Annotated in this window: 16 protein-coding genes, 1 tRNA gene and 1 pseudogene; 7 read left to right on the top strand and 11 right to left on the bottom strand. The window is 72.5% G+C overall.

Annotated elements, in window-relative coordinates:
- Positions 1-294 precede the first annotated feature (294 nt).
- The 7 genes from ACZ3TS_RS33740 to ACZ3TS_RS33710 form a co-directional block, all read right to left on the bottom strand.
- A tRNA-Lys gene (locus ACZ3TS_RS33740) sits at positions 295-368 on the bottom strand.
- Positions 359-988: a bifunctional DNA primase/polymerase gene (locus ACZ3TS_RS33735; protein WP_467625504.1), complete on the bottom strand. Its 630-nt coding sequence runs from the start codon at positions 986-988 to the stop codon at positions 359-361. Before ACZ3TS_RS33735 ends, ACZ3TS_RS33740 begins: the two co-directional genes overlap by 10 nt.
- Before the next feature lie 154 nt (positions 989-1,142).
- Positions 1,143-1,508, bottom strand: a complete 366-nt coding sequence (locus ACZ3TS_RS33730) for a hypothetical protein (RefSeq protein ID WP_467625502.1) — start codon at positions 1,506-1,508, stop codon at positions 1,143-1,145.
- Between the two features lie 209 nt (positions 1,509-1,717).
- Positions 1,718-3,070, bottom strand: a complete 1,353-nt coding sequence (locus tag ACZ3TS_RS33725; RefSeq protein WP_467625500.1) for an AAA domain-containing protein — start codon at positions 3,068-3,070, stop codon at positions 1,718-1,720.
- Positions 3,067-4,680: a hypothetical protein gene (locus ACZ3TS_RS33720; RefSeq protein WP_467625498.1), complete on the bottom strand. Its 1,614-nt coding sequence runs from the start codon at positions 4,678-4,680 to the stop codon at positions 3,067-3,069. The genes ACZ3TS_RS33725 and ACZ3TS_RS33720 overlap by 4 nt, the downstream gene beginning before the upstream one ends.
- On the bottom strand, positions 4,671-5,822 hold the full coding sequence (locus tag ACZ3TS_RS33715; protein ID WP_467625572.1) for a hypothetical protein: 1,152 nt from the start codon (positions 5,820-5,822) through the stop codon (positions 4,671-4,673). Before ACZ3TS_RS33715 ends, ACZ3TS_RS33720 begins: the two co-directional genes overlap by 10 nt.
- Entirely contained in the window at positions 5,773-6,726 is a 954-nt protein-coding gene (locus ACZ3TS_RS33710) for a phosphatase PAP2 family protein (RefSeq protein ID WP_467625495.1), read from the bottom strand. Before ACZ3TS_RS33710 ends, ACZ3TS_RS33715 begins: the two co-directional genes overlap by 50 nt.
- A gap of 217 nt (positions 6,727-6,943) precedes the next feature.
- Here ACZ3TS_RS33710 and ACZ3TS_RS33705 point away from each other — a divergent pair, with 217 nt between their 5' ends.
- A complete protein-coding gene (locus ACZ3TS_RS33705; RefSeq protein ID WP_467625493.1) occupies positions 6,944-7,540 on the top strand; it encodes a histidine phosphatase family protein in 597 nt (198 codons plus the stop codon).
- A gap of 9 nt (positions 7,541-7,549) precedes the next feature.
- Here ACZ3TS_RS33705 and ACZ3TS_RS33700 read toward each other — a convergent pair whose 3' ends face one another.
- Positions 7,550-9,013, bottom strand: coding sequence for a hypothetical protein (locus ACZ3TS_RS33700; RefSeq protein WP_467625491.1), 1,464 nt, complete (start codon positions 9,011-9,013; stop codon positions 7,550-7,552).
- A 303-nt stretch (positions 9,014-9,316) separates the two neighbouring features.
- On the opposite strand from ACZ3TS_RS33700, the gene ACZ3TS_RS33695 reads away from it, so the two are divergent.
- Both ACZ3TS_RS33695 and ACZ3TS_RS33690 read left to right on the top strand, forming a co-directional pair.
- A complete protein-coding gene (locus tag ACZ3TS_RS33695) occupies positions 9,317-9,745 on the top strand; it encodes a hypothetical protein (RefSeq protein ID WP_467625489.1) in 429 nt (142 codons plus the stop codon).
- A gap of 83 nt (positions 9,746-9,828) precedes the next feature.
- Positions 9,829-10,695, top strand: coding sequence for a spermidine synthase (locus ACZ3TS_RS33690; protein WP_467625485.1), 867 nt, complete (start codon positions 9,829-9,831; stop codon positions 10,693-10,695).
- A gap of 17 nt (positions 10,696-10,712) precedes the next feature.
- On the opposite strand, the gene ACZ3TS_RS33685 is transcribed toward ACZ3TS_RS33690, so the two are convergent.
- A complete protein-coding gene (locus tag ACZ3TS_RS33685) occupies positions 10,713-11,228 on the bottom strand; it encodes a hypothetical protein (protein ID WP_467625482.1) in 516 nt (171 codons plus the stop codon).
- A 131-nt stretch (positions 11,229-11,359) separates the two neighbouring features.
- On the opposite strand from ACZ3TS_RS33685, the gene ACZ3TS_RS33680 reads away from it, so the two are divergent.
- From ACZ3TS_RS33680 to ACZ3TS_RS33670, 3 genes are all read left to right on the top strand, one after another.
- A complete protein-coding gene (locus ACZ3TS_RS33680; RefSeq protein WP_467625479.1) occupies positions 11,360-12,064 on the top strand; it encodes a response regulator transcription factor in 705 nt (234 codons plus the stop codon).
- On the top strand, positions 12,061-13,458 hold the full coding sequence (locus tag ACZ3TS_RS33675) for a sensor histidine kinase (protein ID WP_467625477.1): 1,398 nt from the start codon (positions 12,061-12,063) through the stop codon (positions 13,456-13,458). Before ACZ3TS_RS33680 ends, ACZ3TS_RS33675 begins: the two co-directional genes overlap by 4 nt.
- Positions 13,459-13,564: 106 nt before the next feature.
- Positions 13,565-15,028: a glycoside hydrolase family 18 protein gene (locus tag ACZ3TS_RS33670; RefSeq protein ID WP_467625475.1), complete on the top strand. Its 1,464-nt coding sequence runs from the start codon at positions 13,565-13,567 to the stop codon at positions 15,026-15,028.
- Positions 15,029-15,112: 84 nt separating this feature from the next.
- On the opposite strand, the gene ACZ3TS_RS33665 is transcribed toward ACZ3TS_RS33670, so the two are convergent.
- Both ACZ3TS_RS33665 and ACZ3TS_RS33660 read right to left on the bottom strand, forming a co-directional pair.
- On the bottom strand, positions 15,113-16,540 hold the full coding sequence (locus ACZ3TS_RS33665; RefSeq protein ID WP_467625473.1) for a GH1 family beta-glucosidase: 1,428 nt from the start codon (positions 16,538-16,540) through the stop codon (positions 15,113-15,115).
- Positions 16,541-16,992: 452 nt separating this feature from the next.
- Positions 16,993-18,034, bottom strand: a pseudogene (locus ACZ3TS_RS33660) (LacI family DNA-binding transcriptional regulator).
- Between the two features lie 497 nt (positions 18,035-18,531).
- On the opposite strand from ACZ3TS_RS33660, the gene ACZ3TS_RS33655 reads away from it, so the two are divergent.
- Positions 18,532-19,854, top strand: coding sequence for an ABC transporter substrate-binding protein (locus ACZ3TS_RS33655; RefSeq protein WP_467625471.1), 1,323 nt, complete (start codon positions 18,532-18,534; stop codon positions 19,852-19,854).
- The last annotated feature ends 245 nt before the right edge of the window (positions 19,855-20,099 follow it).

Raw genomic sequence — 20,099 nt, 5'->3', positions numbered from 1 at the left:
CGTGCTCTGGGATGGGGTGCCGGGGCGAGGCCCCGGTTCGTGCCGGGCGGTCACTGCAGCGGGCCCTGGGGTCGGGTGCCGGGGCGAGGCCCCGGTTCGTGCCGGGCGGTTTCTGTGGCGTGCTCTGGGGTCGGGTGTGGGGCGAGGCCCCGTTCGCACCGGGCGGTCACTGCCGCATGGCCTGGGACAGGGGGTGTGGGTGGCAAAGCCCCGGCAACGCGCGGCGAAGCCGCGCAAAAACAACGATGGCGAGCGGTTCGCGCTTTCCGCGAACACCACTCGCCATCGCCATCGTGCGCCGCCAGGGACTCGAACCCCGGACCCGCTGATTAAGAGTCAGCTGCTCTAACCAACTGAGCTAGCGGCGCCTGCTGACGTCGTAGACACTAGCACCCTGGTCGGCGGGAGGAAAAATCGATATCCCTACGCCGGCGGAGGCGACCGTGCGGGCCGCTCGGACGGCCGCCCAGAGGAAGATCTCCGGTCCGGGAAGCCAGGGGCGACGGGTGTCCGGCGCCACCAGCCAGCGCGATTCGGGGCGGGGGACGGCGGTGTCGGAGGGGCGGACCGCGGGCACGGTCACCGCGTCACCGGGCCCATGGCACAGCAGCGGCGGAATCGCGTCGGCACGGCCGCCCCACTCCTCCCACTCGAGCAGCGCCGGCAGCCGCCGCGCCGTGCCCGGCGCCGCGAACAGCAGCATCCGCCCCCGGTGCGCGGCGACGGGCCCGGAGCCCGGCCCCTCGTCCCAGAGCCGGTCGAGCATGCGCCGCCCGAAGATCGCAGGCGTGTTGACCACGTCGAACGCGGTGCCGCAGGGCAGGACGACCGGGGCGGCGGGGCGCTCCGCCCAGTACGCGAGCGTGCTTCGGGGATACGTTCCTGCCGAGGCGAGCCACGCGGCGCCCTCCGAGGTGACGCCTGAGACGTCGAAGCGATCGGGGGTGGGTGCGCGGAAGGGTTCGGTGAACGGCGTTCCACTGCTCATGGCAGTCAGATCTACCGGCGGTGAGCGAACCGTCTCGGAGAGTTGCGGAAAATCGGGACAGGGCGGGGCGGGGCGGAGTATTGTGCCACCCGGCATATGCCAAACGATCTTTCGCATGGCCGGGACCCCCGCCCGGCGTTCGAGGACCGGACGCTCAGCCCAGGCTCTCCGGCCCGCTCGTCTCCGCCCCGCTCAGCAGGTCCTGGCCGAACTCCACCATCTTCTTCGCGTAGTCCTCGGTCCACTCCGCGCGCTCGGCGATCGCCGCCGGCGTCAGCCGGTCGAAGCGGCGCGGATCGGCGAGCTGGGCCGCGGCGATCGCCTGGTACTCCACCGCCCGGTCCGCCGCCGCGCGAAACGCCTGCGCCAGCTCCGTGGCCCGCGCAAGCAGCGCCCGCGGGTCGTCGATCGACTCCAGGTCGAAGAAGTGCTCCGGGTCGGAGGCCGCCTCCGCGGGCTCGAAGAGCAGGGGCGCGGGGCGTAGCCGCGGCTCGTTCCGACGCGGCTCGGGCTCCGCCATGTCTTGTCCTCCTCGTACTGTTGGGGTGGTGCCGCCCTGGGGGAGGGCCACCATCCATTGTCTCGCGGCGACGCAAGGGGACGAAGGAGCGCGCGCACGCCACTGCTCCGCGCTCCCCGCGCCGCACGTCTCCCGCAGTCTCAAGGACGCCGGGCCACGTGATGTTCCCCGTCGCCGAGCGCTGCCGGCCGTCCCGGCGTACCCGCCGGTCAGGGCCGCCACGCCACCCGGTGCTCCGCCAGATGGGAGAGCACCGCGTGGTTCGCCTCCCAGCCATCGGGAAACTTCACCGTCACGCCCAGCTGCACCGGCTCCGTCGACGGATGGTCGTCCAGCAGGTCCGAGACCCCCGCCCGGCACACCACGATGCACGCGTGGCGGTGGCGGGACGCCAGCACACACAGCCGACCGGTCTCCAGGTGGAACGCCGTCGCGTCCGGCCGCCCCGACAGCGGATGCAGCACCACCGTCACATCGAACTCCCGGCCCTGGAGCCGGTTGGCCGTGTCCACCGTCACGTCCGTCACTCCGAGGTCCCCCAGCGCGGAGCGCACCGCCGCCGCCTGGTCCCGGTGCGCCGTACCGACGGCGATCCGGTCCGCCGTCAGCGGCACCGGGTCTTCCGCGCGCTCCGAAACCGCCGCCCCGCCCCGGTCAAGCAGCCGCCGCACGACCGTCGCCACCGCCCGGACCGCCTCGGGATCCGTCCTCGGGGTGTGCCGTGCGGGGAGCTCCAGCAGCCCCCAGCCGGCCTCGGCCGCTTCGTCGATCACCCGGTCGGGCCCGGAGCCGTCCGAGGGCACCCCGAACCGCAGCCGCCGGTCCCCGTGCTCCGTCCCGCTGCGGAACGGCGTGTACGGGTAGAACGCGTCCGAGACCAGCGGCGCCGCCGACGCCGGCAGCCGCCACGACACCGGCAGCCGGTGCTGCGGCAGCTCGGGGTTGTGGGCCAGAAGGGTGGTCACGGCGGAGGCCGACGGGTCGTACGACAGGCCCGCCCACTGCTCCGCGCCCACGATCGCGAACGGGTCCAACTGCCCTGGGTCCCCGACGAACAGCGCTCGTTCGAACAGGCCCGCCACCGCCAGCAGCGCGTCCGAGCGCATCTGGTACGCCTCGTCGACGATCGCGTGCCGCCACGGTTCGACGTCCTTGACGTGCGCCCACTTGGCGGCGGTCGAGATGACGACGTCCAGGCCGGCCAGGTCGGCCGCTTTGGTCGACTTCCGGACCTGCGGCAGGTCGTCGAGGGCCTTGTCGTACGGGTCCGGATCGCTGCTGTGCAGCCGTCCGACCGGCAGCTCGGGGTCCTTCTCCGCCAGCCGCACCACCAGGTCGTCCACCTGCGCGTTGGTCTGCGCGATCACCATCAGCGGCCGTCCGGCCGCCGCCAGTTCGAGCGCGGCCCGGACGACGAGCGTCGACTTCCCGGCGCCCGGCGGCGAGTCGACGACGACCCCCCGGTGCGCACCGTGCAGCGTGTCGTGCAGGATCGCCTCGGTGGCCCGGGCGGCCGCGGTCCCCGGATCGAAGGCCCTGCCCGGCCGGGCGAACACGGTCACAGAACGTCCTCCTCGGTCACCGGATCCGGCTGCGGCAGTGCGTCGGCCTCGCCCGGCGGCCCGCCATGCGTCCACGGCGTCTCCTCCGGGTCGGGCAGCTTCGGACCGCCGCGCTGCTCGTGCTCGAAGACCGTGAAACAGACGTGGTCGCCCTTCTCGGGCACGGATCCGGCCTCCGGTTCCTTGCCGCGGCCCATCTTGTCGACGATGCGCAGGACCACGAGGCCGCCCCCCGCGTCGTCCCCGTCGTGTCCCTCGTGTCCGACGAACTCGGCCGCCTGCGGCTTGCCGCCCAGCGACCGGTACACCCTCGTGCGCTCCCCGAGATGCGGCCGGTCCTCGGTCCGCACGGTCACCAGCGGGCGCGGGCTCGGCCGCTTGCCCTCGCTGTAGGTCATCACGACGTCCGTGACCTCACCCGAGAAGGCCTCCCCGGCGAGCTGTCGGCCGGCCATGACGAGCGGGTCGTCGAGCGCCTCCTGGGCATCGAGGCGGGCCTGTTCCCGCTCGCGCGCGGCGAGCTTGTTGGCCGCCGTGACCGCGTCGTCGCGGCGCGGCTGCGGCGGCTCCCCGGCGGCCACGCGGTCCCGGTGGCCGGTGAACGACCAGCGGTCGCGGGTCCACCGGTCCGCCACGTGCGCTCCCTCCGGCAGTGCACGCAGCAGGTCGAGCCCCTGCCACACCGCGTCCCAGGTCGGGCGGGTGCGGCTCTCGACCAGCGCGCGGATCCCCCGTTCGGCGGCGGTGAGTTCCCCCAACCGGTCGTCCGCCTCGACGCCGTCCTCGGCGGACGCCAGCCGGGTCCGCGCGCGGTCGTAGCGCTCGATGGCCGGGGCAAGCAGTTTGTTGTCGAAGGCCGGGTCGGTGGCGGGGCCAGCCGGCGGGCACAGCAACTGGCCGTCTCCGTCCCGTGCCAGCTCGGCCCGCAGCGCCGCGTCCGCGCCCGAGGTGCCCTCCGGCGGATCGATCCAGGCGAGCAGCGCGCCCAGGTGCTGGTCCTCCAACGAGGACTGCCCGGTCGCCCAGTGCCGAGTCAGCACATCGGTCGCGGCGAGCAGCAGCGAGGAACCCGGGACCCTGGCGCGCTCCCCGAAGTGGGTGAGCCACCGGCCGAGGAGCGGCACCCGCGGGGGCGCCGGGTGCGGAGTCTCCGGGTCCTGCTCGGCGGTGCGGCGGAACCGCATGGAGCGCCCCAGAAGCCGTACGAAGTCGATTCCCGCGCGGCTCGGCACGATCAACTGCGGCGCGTCCGCGCACAGGTCGACCTCGACCTTGACCCGCTTGCCGGTCTCCGGGTCGGTCTCGGTGCGCTCGGCGGGCTCGACCGCGTCGGCGAAAGCGTCGAGGTACGGCAGGACGACGTCGGCGAGCTCGGCGAGGAAGGCGAATCTGAGGTCGCGGTCGCGCGGCTGCGGCACCACGAGCAGCCGCGGCGCGTCCCGGTCGGTGCCGACGAGCGCTCCCAGCGGTGCCCCGGCCTCGCCCGCGGTGGTGAGCGGCACGAGGACGAGGGGGCGCTCGGACAGGTGGCGGTGCCGGACGGTGGCGGCGGGCCGGGCGCGGCCGCACTGCACGGCCTCCAGGCGGGCGAGGGTGGCGATCAGCGACATACGGCCTCCCGGGCGGCGAGCGCCTCCGACCGCAGCTGTGCCGCCCTGCGCAGGGCGGCCACCGCCGGGTCGTCCGGGTCTCCGGCCGTCCCGTGGGCGGCGGCCAGGACCTCGTCCACCGTGGTCAGGCCGCCCAACTCGGCCCGCAGCGACCGGCCGTAGGACGTCACCGCGCCCTCGGCGCGCGAGCGGTCGCGGCAGTGGAAGGCCAGTTCACAGGCGGCCAGGCAGTCGGGCGCGTAGGTCGCCGGGACCGCCTCCACGGCGTCCGTCAGCTCCTCCTGCGGGAGGTCGGTGGCGAAGCACGTGCCGTCGGGGAGGCCGTCCGCGATCTCCTCGATGCGGGTGAGACGGGCCAACTGGCGCCGGGTGACCGCGCGCTGCTTGCGGATGTCGACCGGGGACGCGGTCGGCAGGTTGGAGAAGTCCTTCGGGCAGACGAGCAGGACCCGGTGGCGCACCACGGGCGCGGGGGCGCTGTCTTGTCGGAGGGGCGTGCCGAGGTGGGCGGCGACCTCCTCCAGCGCAAGCACGTAGACCGCGGACTGGCGGGCCGCCGCCCCCACCTTCGCAGGATCGGCCGAACCGTCCAGCATGGGGAAGGACTTGATCTCCACGACGGTCCAGCTGCCGTCCGGGTGCACCACCACCGCGTCGGGCTCCAGGAACGCGGGCGAGCCTGCCACGTCCAGGGCGAGCATGGGGTGGTCGAGCAGCGCCCAGCCGCGCGTCTCGGTGGCCTCGCGCAACGCCAGCGCCGTACGGGCGGCGCGGCCTTCCGGGCCGACAGCGGTGAGGTCGGGAACGAGCGCTCCCTCCGGCGGCTCGGCGGTCGGGTCCAGCTTCTCGCGCACCAGGCGCAGCAGTTCCGCGCCGCCGTTCGCCTTGACCCGGGCCTCGAACGCGTTGCCCCGCATGAAGGCGAACTGCGACTGTCCGAACGCCGAGGGGGCGCCCAGCGCGCCCGCCAGCGCCGCCTTGTCCACCCCCGCGCCGTCCAGGAGCGCGCGCCGCCTGCACCCCGGGTTCGCGGCGAGCGCGGCGAGGGCGCGTGCGTCGAGCGCCTTGGGCGGTACGGAGGGGCCGCGCAGCTCAGCGAGCCGCTGCCGCAGCGCCGTCCCCCGCATCCGCGGGGGAGGCACCCGGCTCGGCTCCCGGTCCGGGGCGGGAGATGCGCTGTCGGGGAATTCGCTCACCCGTCGAAGTCTGGCACCCGGCACTGACAATTGAAGAACTTGTGATGCGCGAGGCGTCCACCGTGGCGGCGGTCCGTGCCCGCACCCGGACGCGGACCGCGGCTGCGGCCCGCATCACCGGCCGGGTCAGCAGGAAGCCGGTGCCCATGACGGCGGCGCCCGCGACCGCGTCGAGGAAGTAGTGGTTCGCGGTGCCCATCACGACGATCGCGGTGAGCAGCGGGTAGGCGACGCCCGCCGCCCTGGTCCAGCGCGTGCCGCCGTACCGCCACAGCATCACGCCGCACCACAACGCCCAGCCGACGTGCAGGCTCGGCATCGCCGCGTACTGGTTCGTCATACCGCCCAGGCCCCGCGGCGCGCTCGCGTCGCCGCCCCACCAGCCGTACGTGCTGTACTGGGCCATCGTGTCGACGAAACCATGGCCCGCGGCCAGCAGGCGGGGCGGACAGGTCGGCAGCAGGGTGAAGCCGATCAGACCGATGAACGTGGACGTCATCAGCCAGGTCCGGGCCACGCGGTAATGCTCTGCGCGGCGACGGAACAGCCACACCAGGAGCGCCGGGGTCACCAGGTAGTGCAGTGACGCGTACCAGAAGTCGGCCGGTACGCCGAGCCACGCCTCGCGGGTGAAGAGACGGTTCAGCGGGTGCTCGGCGTTGAGGTGGAGCAGCTTCTCCACGTGCAGTATCGCCTTGCCGTGCTCGACGGCGTCGTCGACGTCGCCCCGGACGAGCAGCCGCCCGGCGGAGTACGAGAGGTACACCACCAGGATCAAGGGCAGTTCGGTCCACCACCGCAGCCGGGTCAGCGGGCTCCACCCGGTGCCTGGTGTCTCGGCCTGCGGCATCCGATTCGCCCTCCCCCTTCTGTACTGCTGCGGCCCCCGGTGGCCAGGTCGTGTCACTTTACGGCGTATGCGCCCGCTCCCATGGGGCGCCCCCGGCCCTCAAAGACGCAGAGATCGCCCGCCGGGTTGCCCGTCTACGGGGTGCGCGATGATGGTGTGACTTCCTTGCTGATTTCTCCTTGATTCATCCCGTTGATTCATTCCGGAAAGGACGCTCATGGCACCGCGCATCCTGCTGGCCCGGCACGGACAGACCGAGTGGTCGCTGTCCGGCAAGCACACCGGCAGGACCGACGTACCGCTCCTGGAGGAGGGGCGACGGGGCGCCAAGCTCCTGGGGGAGCGGCTGCACCGGGCACCGTTCGACGGGCTGCCCGGTGTCGAGGTGCGCATGAGTCCGCTGGCACGCGCGCGTGAGACGTGCGAACTCGCCGGGTTCGGCGAGCGGGCGAGCGCCTGGGACGCGTTGCTGGAGTGGGACTACGGAGCGTACGAGGGGATGACGCCGGCCGAGATTGAGGCGATCAGGCCGGGCTGGCTCATCTGGCGGGACGGTGTCCCCGAGGGGGAGACCCTGGCCGAGGTGTCCGCGCGCGCGGACGAGGTCGTGACCTGGGCCCGCGCGGCGGACCGCGACGTCCTGGTCTTCGCGCACGGCCACATCCTGCGCTCCATAGGGGCGCGCTGGCTGGGGCTGCCGCTGGAGTTCGCCGCGCGGATCAGGCTCAACCCGACGTCGTTGTCGGTGCTGGGCTGGGCCTATGGGGAACCGGCGATCGAGTCGTGGAACGACATGGGGCATCTCACGGCGTAGCCGGCGCCCTCACGCGATCCTGGGGAGCGAGGCGTGGCGGTCCAGGAAGGCCGAGACCCCCGACGCCCGGCGGTGCGGCAGCAGGACCCTTGCCGTGCCCGCCAGCATCGTCTGGATCCTGGACGACTGGACCTCGTCCAGGAGGTCCAGGACGCGCCGGCCGGCCTCGGCCGCCTCGTCGGGGCGGCCGCCGCGGGCCAGGTCGTCGGCCAGTTCCGCCGTGTACAGGGCGATGTTCCGGGTGAAGTGCGGATCCTGGAGGCGGGCGGCGCGCCGGGCGTGCCGGGCCGCGCGGGGCCAGTCGCCCAGCGTGGACCAGCACTGCGCCTCCAGGCCCTCCAGTTCGGCCTCGCCGTAGAACGTCATCCACTCGGGGTCCGTGTCCGCCGTCCCCCGCTCGAACAGAGCCTGTGCCCGGGCCAGCGCCTGCTCGCAGCCGGCCCGGTCGGCGAGCCCCGCCCAGCCGCCCGCCTCCCGCAGGGCGAGCAGCGACATCAGGCGGTGCGAGCCGAGGGGACGCGCGGCGCGCTGGGCCGCCTGCGCAGCCCGTACGGCCTCCCGGGGCCGGCCCGCGTCGCGCGCGAGGAAGGCGGTGTTGCAGAAGGCGTGCGCCTCCAGGCCCGGGTCTCCGGACATCCGGGCCGTGGCCAGGGCCTCCGCGTAGTGCGAACGGGCGTCGTCGAAGCGTCCCGAGTCGTGTGCCAGCCATCCGACCGAGATGGCCAGTTCACCCGCGCCCGCGTACAGCCGGTCGGTGACCGCCTGCCGGGTGGTGCCCGCGTCGAGCAGCGCGTAGGCGGCGCGCAGCGGGGCCGCGGCGCGCCGGTAGAGCCCGTCCGCACCGTGCCGGTCGTCGAGCAGGCGGATCTTGCGTACGGCTTCCTCGAGTGCGCCCGCCTCGGACGAGCCCGCGCGGTGGACGGGAGGTCCCGCGGCCGCTGCCGGGCCGCCGAAGGTGAGCCCGAATGGGGTCAGGGAGGCGGCAGCCACCGTGACGGTGCCGCCGGTCATGAATGCGCGACGCTGCACGTCGCTCTCCTCGTGGTTCTGTGCGTCGTACGCGTGTCTGTCGTACGACTCGTGCGTCTCGTAGGTATCTGGCGTGTCATATGTCTCGTACGCCTCGGGCGTCTCACCCGGGGTGTACGGACGGCGGTTGGTGTGCGCGGGGGGCGCCTCGTCGGTGGTGCGCGCCCCTCGGCCGCGTACCGCCGAGCGCGGCGCGAACCCCAGGTCCGCGAGCGTGCGACCGGGGAACATATGCAGGAACACCCGTTCGTAGGCGTAGTTGGGGCAACGGATCTCGCCCGCCTCGACCCGTCCGACGTATCGCGCGTCGCAGCTGACCCGCTCGCCGATCTCGCGTGCGGCGCGGCGTACCGCCGCGGCGAACTCGCCCGGCGAGCGCTGTCCGCGCAACTGCCGGAAGGCGAGGTTCGGCCGCGGTGGCCGGGGGGTCTGGGACGAGGTCATGGCCGGGCCCTCTCGTGCGAACCGTCGAACCATGCCGGATTCAGGACGACTTGCCCGCATGGTGCCAGTTGGTTCCCTGCGTCCGGCGGTGCAAGAACGTACCTGTCTCGCAGGAGTGGTCATGCGAGGTTTGGCTACAAACCGGATATCTCATACGCGATCTGCCATGAACTGCCATCCTTTGCGGCAGTGTTGTGCCCGTTGCCGTTGACGTTCCGAAGCGTTGAACCCTGTGGACCGGGAGCCCCCCGAACTCCCGACCCAACTCACTGGTCGAGGAGGGGTTCCGCTTTGGAGGCCGGGATGCAGACCACGCAGAGCACCGAGTTCCGTACGCAGCCGTCGACCGCGCGGCACCTGCCGACCCCGGAGTGCAGCGCACCGCCGCAGCCGGCCCCCGACCTCGTCACCGTCCCGGCCCGCCAGGGACTCGAGGCCGTCGACATCCTCCGTCGCGGCGCGGGCGACTGCGTCGGGCCCGTCCTCCACGACGACGGCTGCGACACCCTGGGCTTCCTGGTCCCGCCCGGCACGGCGGACGCCTGGGACGTCCCCGGGAGCACGTGCACGCAGACGGACGGGCGCGGCCTCACCGCTCCGGAACCGCCGGTCGAGGGCTCGGACTGGTTGCTTCCGCCCGGCGACGCGGAACTGGCCACGGACCCGGTGGTGCTCCGGGAGGCGCTCGGAGAGGCGGCCCGGTTGCTCGAGGCTGCCGACAACTGTCGGTAGGCGTTCGCTGACGGCGCGAGTCGGGCCAGGGCCCCGGAAGCCGCCGGTGGGCCGCCCTCCGCCCGGCCCCCGATAATGGCGGGATGGGCAGGTCACGGAACGCGCGGCGCGGCAAGGCAGGCGAGGCCGTCGTCGAGACGGTCGACGGCGGGCTCGCCCAGTTGATACCCGACCGGGACCGGGCACGTGCCTGGACCTTGCTCATCGACGGCGCCCCGCAGTCGCACGTCGACCTCGACGCCCCGGCGTACCTCGGCTTCGAGTACCAGCGTCGCCTCGGACACGTCATCGACCTGGCCGCCCCCTTCGGCCGCCCGGTGCACGTCGTGCACCTCGGCGGCGGCGCGTTCACCCTCGCCCGGTACACCGCCGCCACCCGTCCCCGCTCCACCCAGCAGGTCGTCGAGCGCGACGCCGCCCTCGTCCAACTGGTGCGGCGCACATTGCCGTTGGACCCGAACGCCCGGATACGGGTGCGCTCCACGGACGCCCGTGAGGGGCTCGTCAAGGTGCCGGACGGATGGGCGGACCTGGTCATCGCCGATGTGTTCAGCGGAGCGCGCACCCCGGCGCACCTGACGTCGGTCGAGTTCCTCACCGACGTCCGCAGGGTGCTGAAGGACGGCGGGCAGTACGCGGCCAACCTCGCCGACGGCCCGCCGCTCGCTCATCTGCGCGGCCAGATCTCGACCGCGGCGGCCGTCTTCCCCGAGCTCGCACTGATCGCCGACCCCGTCGTCCTGCGCGGCAAGCGTTTCGGGAACGCGGTCCTGGTCGCCTCCGCCCACCCGCTCCCGGTCGCCGAACTGACCCGTCGTGCCGCCTCGGACCCCCATCCCGCGCGCGTGGAGCACGGCAAGGCACTGACCGACTTCACGGGTGGCGCGGCGGCGGTCACGGACGCCGCGGCCGTGGCGTCACCGGCGCCGCCGCCGTCGGTCTTCCGCTGATCCGACCTCCCGGCCTCTCAGTAGTTCCCGATCTCCACGTGCGGCGGCCCGTCGTGCCAGGTGCAGAACACCGACACCCGGTCCACGCCCGAGGCGAACTCCACGCGGATCCATGTCTCCGTCTTCCACACCTGCATCGACCAGCCCGGACCGGGGGTCGCGGACACCAGCGTCGCGGACGTCGTCCCCAAGTCGAACACCACCCGTCCGCCGTCGGTGTCGTAGCTCTTGACCCGGCCGGACGAGGGCGCCGTCGGGGTCGGGGCGGGGCTCGTACCGGCCGTCTTCGAGGGGGTGGGCGTCGGGCTCGGCGAGGGCTTGCGGTCCGCGCTCCTCGACGGCTCGGGCCGCTGCGTCGACGCGGCCCGCGGCGGCGCCCCCTGTGCCGTCGCGCCGGCCGCCGTGATGGGCAGGGCGCGCGGCGGGTCGTACGCGGTCCCCGCCATCACCGTGTGGACACCCCACCACGCCAGCGTGACCGCCGCGCCGGTGGCGAGCGACCATGCCAGTACGTGTACGAGTCCTCTGAGCATCCCGGCCATACTGCCCCACACGCCCCACCGGTGTCTCACGGGTCGCACACAGTTCCGTTTGTCCCGTTGCCGCAGCGGGAGTTGTCCACAGGCCCCGGACCCCCCTCCCCGCATGGCGTACGGTGCCGCCCATGGCAAGTGTGCTCGTGGTCGAGGACGACCAGTTCGTACGCTCGGCGCTCATCAGGCATCTGACGGAGGCCGGGCACACCGTGCGCAGCGTCGGCACCGCATTGGAGGCGCTGCGCGAGGTCGCCCACCTCCCTTTCGACGTCGTGATCCTCGACCTCGGGCTGCCCGATCTCGACGGTTCCGAGGCGCTGAAGATGCTGCGCGGCATCACCGACGTCCCGGTGATCATCGCCACGGCACGCGACGACGAGGCGGAGGTCGTCCGGTTGCTCAACGCGGGCGCGGACGACTATCTGACCAAACCGTTCTCGGTCGAGCATCTCTCGGCACGGATCGCGGCGGTGCTGCGCCGCTCCCGCGCGGCCGCCGCGGACGCCGCGCCGCCGACGGTCATCCGGGTCGGCGGTCTCGCCATCGACCCCCTGCGCCGCCTCGCGGAACTGGACGGTATGCCCCTTGACCTGACGCGCCGTGAGTTCGACCTGCTCGCGTTCCTCGCGGGCCGGCCCGGCGTCGTCGTGCCGCGCAGGGAACTGCTGGCCGAGGTGTGGCAGCAGTCGTACGGGGACGATCAGACCATCGACGTCCATCTCTCCTGGCTCAGGCGGAAGCTGGGCGAGACGGCGGCTAGGCCGCGCTATCTGCACACCCTGCGGGGCGTCGGCGTCAAGCTGGAACCACCGAGGACGGAGCCGCTGCCATGAGGTGGGCACTGGTCAAGGTCTGTGTGGCGGTGACCACGATGGTCGTGGTCGCCTTCGCCGTTCCGCTCGGCCTCGTCATCAAGGAGATGGCGCGGGACCGTGCCTTCTCGAACGCGGAGCGGGAGGCCGCCGCGATCGCGCCCGCGCTGTCCATCACCACCGACCGGGACCAGCTGGAGCGGGTCGTCGCCTCGGCGGGCTCGGACGACGGGATCGCCGTGCACATACCGGCGGGCGAGGACGCGAAGGCGGTCGACATCGGCCGGCAGCGCGCCGCCGGCAAGGACATCGCGATCACGCGCAGTCTCGGCCGGGCTACCACCACCGAGGTCCCGGGCGGCTCGACGCTGCTTCAGCCCACGGCGCTCAGCACCGGGGCGATCGCCGTCGTCGAGGTGTACGTGCCCGAGTCCGAGGTGACCAACGGCGTCGGCACGGCCTGGGCGGTGCTCGCCGCGGTCGGTGCCGCGCTGATCGTCGGCTCGGTGGCGGTAGCCGACCGGCTCGGCGTACGGATGGTGCAGCCCGCTCAGCGCCTGGTCGAGGGCGCGCACCAACTGGGGGAGGGAAAGCTCGGCGCGCGGGTCCCGGAGGAAGGGCCGACCGAACTGCGCCTGGCGGCGGTCGCGTTCAACTCCATGGCCGACCAGGTCGTGCAACTGCTCGCGAACGAACGTGAGTTGGCGGCCGACCTGTCCCACCGCCTGCGCACCCCGCTGACCGTGCTGCGACTGAACGCGGCATCCCTCGGCGACGGGCCGACCGCCGATCAGACCCGGGCGGCGGTGGCGCAACTGGAGCGCGAGGTCGACACGATCATCCGTACGGCACGGGAGGCGAAGCCGCAGACCGCGGCGGCCGGCCCGGGCGCCGGATGCGACGCGGCCGAGGTGGTGCGCGAGCGGATGAGGTTCTGGTCGGCGCTCGCCGAGGACGAAGGCCGCAAGTGGCGGGTGGCCGGGGTCGACCGGCCGGTGCGCATACCCGTGGCCCGCGCCGACCTCGCCGCCGCGCTCGACGCACTGCTCGGCAACGTCTTCCGGCACACCCCGGAGGGCACGGCGTTCGCGGTCGACGTGCACAACGGCGAGGACGCGGTGATCGTGCTGGTGTCCGACGCCGGGCCCGGCATCCTCGACCCGGAGGCGGCGATGGCCCGGGGCCGCGGTTCGGGCAGTGACGGCTCGACGGGCCTCGGCCTGGACATCGTGCGCCGGCTCGCGGAGGCGACCGGCGGTGACGTACGGATCGGCTCCTCGGTGCTGGGCGGGACGGAGGTGCGCATCTGGTTCCAGCTCGACGGGCGGGCCCCGGTGCGGCGGGGGCACCGGGTGCGCCGCCGTCGGTCCGGCACATTGGTCTCTACCTTTAACCGTCCCCGATCCCTTCCTTAAGCGCACCCTAAGATCCTCAGCTGCCGTCCGGATGAACCGGTTTGCCCGATTCCGGATCGCTAGCGTGCTGCCGCATCCCCCCGTGAGCAGCGAAGGCAGGCACGCGATGAGCAGTACGCACCGGCGCAGGATCAGCGGCAGAAGCAAGGTGATCGGCGGCATCGTCGCCGCCTCCGTCGCAGGCGGCGGAGCGATCCTGGTCACCGGCACCGCGCATGCAGCGGGCGTCGGCGCCGTGTACACCAAGACCAGCGACTGGTCGACGGGTTACACCGCGCAGTACGTCGTCTCGAACGACAGTGGCCAGACCAAGGGCGACTGGACGCTGCAGTTCGACCTGCCGTCCGGCGCGAAGCTCAGCTCGCTGTGGAACGGCGCGTCGACGGTGAGCGGGAAGCGCGTCATAGTGAAGCCGCCGTCCTGGGACAAGGACGGACTGGCGGCGGGCGAGTCGGTGACCGTCGGCTTCGTCGTGACCGGCTCGGGCGACCCGACCGGCTGCCTCATCGACGGCGCGAAGTGTTCCGCGGACGATGGTGCCACGCCGGAGCCCAGCGGCCGCCCGACCCAGTCCGCGACCCCCACGCCGACTCCTACCGCGACGCCGACTCCGACCGCGACGGCGACGTCCTTCCCGTCCCCGACCGCCTCCCAGACCTCCGGATCCGGCACGACCACCAGCGCCGGCTTCGCCCCGTACGTCGACACGTCCCTCTACCCGGCCTTCGACCTGATCGCCTCCGCGAACGCCACTGGTGTGAAGGACTACAACCTTGCCTTCGTCACCGACGGCGGCGGCTGCACGCCCAAGTGGGGAGGCGTCACCGCCATCGGCAGCGACGCCGTCGCCGCGCAGATCGGCGACCTGCGTGCCAAGGGCGGCGACGTCCGCGTCTCCTTCGGCGGCGCCTCCGGTTCCGAACTGGCCACGACCTGCTCCTCGGCGGATGCGCTGGCAGCGGCGTACGGCAAGGTCGTGGACGCGTACAAGCTCACCAAGGTCGACTTCGACGTCGAGGGCGGCGCGCTGCCGAACTCGGCCGCGAACACCCGCCGCGCCCAGGCCATCGCCAAGCTTGAGCAGCAACACCCGAACCTGGATGTCTCGTTCACCCTCCCCGTCATGCCGGAGGGCCTGACCCAGGACGGCGTCAACCTGCTCTCCAACGCCAAGTCCAACGGCGTGAGGACATCCGCCGTCAACATCATGGCGATGGACTACGGCGCCTCCTACAGCGGTGACATGGGCACCTACGCCGAGCAGGCCGCCACCGCCACCCAGGCCCAGGTCAAGAGCGTGCTGGGCCTGTCCGACAGCGCGGCCTGGAAGACGGTCGCGCTCACCCCGATGATCGGCATCAACGACGTGTCGTCCGAGATATTCAAGGTCGACGACGCCACCCAGCTGGTGAACTTCGCCGAGTCGAAGGGCCTGGGCTGGCTGTCGATGTGGTCGGCCACGCGCGACAAGCAGTGCGACGGCGGCGCCAAGCCCACGGCCGACGCGACGTGCAGCTCGGTCGTCCAGGACAAGTTCGCCTTCTCGAAGGCGTTCGGCGCGTACAAGTAGGCCGACCGGTCCGGCGGCTCGGCCGAGCCGTTTTGTGGACCGCACGGGGCGCGGCACCTCCCTCCCGTGCCGCGCCCCGTGCGGTCAGTCCTCCACCGGCGGCAGCTCTCCCGTTCGCGCCGCCCGCGCGTACCAGTGCGCGCTCGACTTCGGGGTGCGGGCCAGCGTCGCGTAGTCCACGTACACCGCCCCGAACCGCTTCCCGTAGCCGTACGCCCACTCGAAGTTGTCCATGAGGGACCACAGGTAGTAGCCGCGTACGTCCGCGCCGTCCGTGATGGCACGACGGACCGCCGACAGGTGGCCGTGCAGGTACGCGATCCGCTCGCGGTCGTGGACACGGCCGTCCGGGTCCGGCTTGTCGTCGTACGCCGCGCCGTTCTCCGTCACGTACAGCGGCAGCCCCGGCGCCTCGCGGGTGTAGCGCATGATCAGCTCGTGCAGCCCGGTCGGATCGATCGTCCAGCCCATCTCCGTCCGGTCGCCCGGCGTCTGATGGAACATCACGTCGTCCGCGCCCGGCCAGGGCGAGTACGCGCTCGCGCCGTGACCGTCCGCCCGCGGACCGCTCGCAGCGCTCTCCGAAACCGCCGAGACGAGCGTCGGCGTGTAGTAGTTGAGGCCCAGCGCGTCCAGTGGCTGGTTGATCGCCTCCAGGTCGCCGTCGCGGACGTACGACCAGTCCGTGACCGACGCAGTCGCCGGGAACAGCGTTTGCGGGTACGCCCCGTGGAGCATCGGGCCGTGGAAGACGCCGTTCGCAAGGTCGTCGATCTTTTGGCCGGCCGCCAGGCCCGCCGGGTCCTGTGACACCGTCCGCACCGGGCACGAGTTGAGGCTCACCGCCACCGCGTTACGGTCCGGCATCACGGACCGGAGCGCGGACGCCCCCAGGCCGTGGGCCAGGTTCAGATGATGGGCCGCGCGCAGCGACGCCGCCGCGTCCGTGCGGCCCGGGGCGTGCACGCCGGAGCCATAGCCCAGGAACGCGGTGCACCAGGGCTCGTTCAGGGTGATCCACTGCTCCACCCGGTCGCCCAGGGCCTCGCCGACGAGCTGCGCGTACTCGGCGAAGCGCAGCGCCGTGTCCCGCTCCGGCCAGCCGCCCGCGTCCTCCAGCTCCTGGGGGAGATCCCAGTGGTAGAGGGTGATCGTCGGCTTGATGCCGTGCGCCAGGAGTTCGTCGACCAGGCGGCGGTAGAAGTCGAGGCCACGCTGGACCGCGGGTCCCCGGCCCGTCGGCTGCACACGTGACCAGGAGATCGAGAAGCGGTACGCGTTCAGGCCCAGCTCGGCCATCAGCGCGACGTCCTCGCGGTAGCGGTGGTAGTGGTCGACAGCGATGTCACCGGTCTCGCCGCCGGCCGTCCGGCCCGGTGTGTGACTGAAGGTGTCCCAGATGGAGGGGGTACGGCCGTCCTCCCGCACCGCCCCCTCGATCTGGTACGCGGCGGTCGCAGCGCCCCAGAGGAAGGCGGGAGGAAAGGTCATGGGCGGCGCGGGCGCTGTCATGGAAGGTCTCCCCTGAGTCGGCTGGGCCCATTGTGCATGGGAGCGCTCCCATAGGGAAGGGGTGCCGAGTCCGGTCCGCTCGACGGGCCGGTTCCCCGGTCCCGACGGGCCAGGACCGGTCGGGGCCGCCGCCGTGATCGGCGGGCGCAGGACACCGCCTTCGGGTGCGCCGGGGCGCTCACCGTCGGGTGCCGGGATTTCGAGTCCGACCGCTCACCGTGCGAAGGGCGCTGCAGCGCCCGCCCCTCGGGCGCGTCGCGTGGCGTCCGTGCCTGCTCTCGGGCGCGTCGCGTGGCGGGCGCCGCCTTCGGGTTCGTCGCGAGGGGGGCGCCGCTCAGGCCGACTTCCGTGCCCGCCCCACGGGCGCGTCGCGTGGCGTGGCGTCCGTGCCTGCTCTCGGGCGCGTCGCGTGGCGGGCGCCGCCTTCGGGTTCGTCGCGAGGGGGGCGCCGCTCAGGCCGACTTCCGCACCACCAGTTCCGTCGGCAGGACCACCTCGCGGTGGCCGCTGCCCCGCTGGGCGATCTCGTCCAGCAGGAGGCGCGCCATGGTGCGGCCCATCTCCTCGATCGGCTGGCGCACGCTGGTCAGCGGGGGATCGACGTGCCGGGCCACGATCGAGTCGTCGAAGCCGATGACGGCGACGTCGTCGGGTACCCGGCGTCCCGACGCGCGCAGTTCGAGCACGGCACCCGAGGCCGTCACGTCGGAGGCCGCGAAGACGGCGTCGAGACGGGGGCGTCGGCGCAGCAGTTCACGCATGGCCGCGCGTCCGCCCTCCTCGGTGAAGTCGCCGGGCGCGATCAACTCCTCGTCGACGGTGATGCCCGCGCTCTGCAGGGCTTCTCGGTAGCCGTCGAGACGGGCCCGGGCGACGTCCATGTCCAGCGGCCCCGTGATGGTGGCGATGGTCCGGCGGTTCCCGTCCAGCAGGTGCCGGACCGCGGCCCGGGCGCCGCCGGCGTTGTCCGCGCGGACATGTCCCAAAGGCTCGGGATGGCCGCGCCGTCCGGCCAGCACGGTCGGAATGGCGAGTTCGTCCAGCAGGTCCGGGAGCGTGTCGTCGTGGTGGACCGCCACCATCAGCACGCCGTCCACCCGCTGTTCGGTCAGGTACGTGGCGAGCCGCGCGCTCGTTCTCGTCGCGCACCAGTACCAGCAGCAACTGCATGCCGGCGCCCGCGAGTCCGGAGGACACGCCCCGGATGATCCCCGCGAAGTACGGCTCGGAGAAGAGGCGGGTCTCGGCCTCGGGGACGACCAGGGCGACCGAGTCGGTGCGGCGGGTGACCAGGGAACGGGCGGCGCGGTTGGGGATGTAGCCGAGTTCGGCGATGGCCCGCTCGACGGCCGCCCGGGAGCGGTTGCTCACCTTGGGGGAGCCGTTGATCACTCGGGAGACCGTGCCGCGGCCGACGCCGGCGCGAGCGGCCACGGCGTCCAGCGTCGGGCGCCGGACGCCGGCGGCATCGGGCGGCTGTGCGGCAGGGCTCATCGTTCACCTTCCGGCGTTCTGTAAGGGCTTGCTTCATTGTGACCCGGAAATTTCGGCCACGTCCCCGGTGGATCTGGCGGACTTGCCGCTCCGCTCCTGGGACGCGCACGTGACCTGCGGAGATCCTCGGGGAGGCCGACGGGGATGACCGAGTGGCGGCGCCCTCGTGGTGAGACGCATTCACGTGACGTACGGGACACGCTCAAGCAACAACGCTGTTTTCAAGTCTTGACACGTGGCCCGCCAGGAAGGAGTCTTCCGGCATGCCGCGTGGGAGCGGTCCCACGGAACGTCGGGGGAGGGTCCCACGCGGACCCAAAAGCACCGAAGGCCTTTCCCTCTACCTCACATGGCAATCCGTTGACCAGCATCTTTGCACCGCAAGCCGCGTGCTGTGGGCTGGCCGCTGCTCGAACCGAGAGGGCAGGTCCGGACCGTCGACCGCTGGCGGTCCGATTCCTGAGGTCCCGTTCCCCACTGGAACAAGGAGTAGTGGAATGCGCATAACTGGTACCGGCGGCGGTCGCGGCCGCAGAGCGGCGGCCCTGACCACGACGGTCCTGACGGCCTCGGCCCTGCTGCTCACGGGCTGCAGCAGTGACGACGAGGGCTCGGACGCCTCGGGCTCCGACGGCAATATCACGCTCAAGGTCGCCGACTACGGTCAGTTCGGCTACAAGGAAGCCGGTCTGTTCGCCCAGTATCACAAACTGCACCCGAACATCACGGTGAAGGAAGAGACCACCGCCAACGAGCAGGACTACTACCCGAAGCTTCTTCAGCAGCTGAACACGGGCAGTGGGCTCGGGGACGTCACGGGCATCGAGGTCGGCCGCATCAAGGAGGTCGTCGACAGTCAGGCGGACAAGTTCGCCGACCTGAGCAAGTCGATCAACGTGAGCGACTGGGTGTCCTGGAAGGAGAAGCAGGCCACCACCAAGGACGGTGCGGTCATCGGTGCCGGCACCGACATCGGTCCGATGTCGCTGTGCTACCGCAGGGACCTCTTCGAGAAGGCCGGTCTGCCGACGGACCGCGAGGACGTCGCCAAGGCGGTCGCGGGCGGTTGGGAGGACTACCTCAAGCTCGGTGAGCAGTACAAGAAGAAGGCTCCCTCCGGGACCACCTTCATGGACTCCGCGAGCGCCATGTACAACGCGGTCGTCAGCTCGGACTCGAAGCAGTACTACGACGCCGACGGCAAGGCGATCTACAAGGACAGCTCCGCTGTGCAGAAGGGCTGGAACCTGGCCGCCGAGGCCGCCTCGAAGAAGCTGAGCAAGGGCCTGCCCCAGTTCACCGACCCCTGGAACGCGGCGCTGCGTAAGGGCACCGTGGCCACCGTGGTGTGCCCGGCCTGGATGGCAAACCAGATCTCCAACAACGCCGGTGACGCCTACAAGGGCAAGTGGGACATCTCCCGCGCGCCCGGTTCGACCGCGGCCAACTGGGGCGGCTCCTTCCTGGCCGTCCCCAAGAGCGGCAAGCACGTCAAGGAAGCCACGGAGCTGGTCAAGTGGCTGACGGCTCCCGAGCAGCAGGCGGCCGTGTTCAAGGCGGCCGGCATCTTCCCGTCGAACCAGGGTGCCTATGAGCTCGCCGATGTGAAGACCGCGAAGCTCCCGTACTTCAACGACGCCCCGATCGGCCAGATCTACGCCGAGGAGGCCAAGACCATCCCCGAGGCCGTACTCGGCCCGAAGGACGGCGTGATCAAGGACACCATCTCCACGCAGATCAACAACATGGAGGTGCGGGGCACCAAGCCCGCTGACGCGTGGAAGGCCGCGACCGAGACGATCGACAAGGCGATCGGCTGACGCGCGCCGGTGCGGGCGGCTCCGGCGGCCGCCCGCACCGGCCCGGGCGCCCGGGCCGGTCCGGCGGATCCTGCGAACGCAGGGTCCGTCGGCGCCCCGGCCGAGCGCCTGGCTCCGTACGAGCAGGGGGCGGGGGCCCCCCCCCCCCCGGGGGGGCCCCCCCCCCCCCCCCCGCGGGGGGGCGGGGGGGGGGGGGGGGGGCCGGCCCCCGCCCCCCCCCCGGCCCCCCCCCCCCCCCCCACCGG

This window comes from Streptomyces sp. NPDC022910, assembly GCF_055561075.1.
The sequence above is the reverse complement of the archived record's forward strand: the minus strand, read 5'-3'. Positions and strand labels throughout refer to the sequence as shown.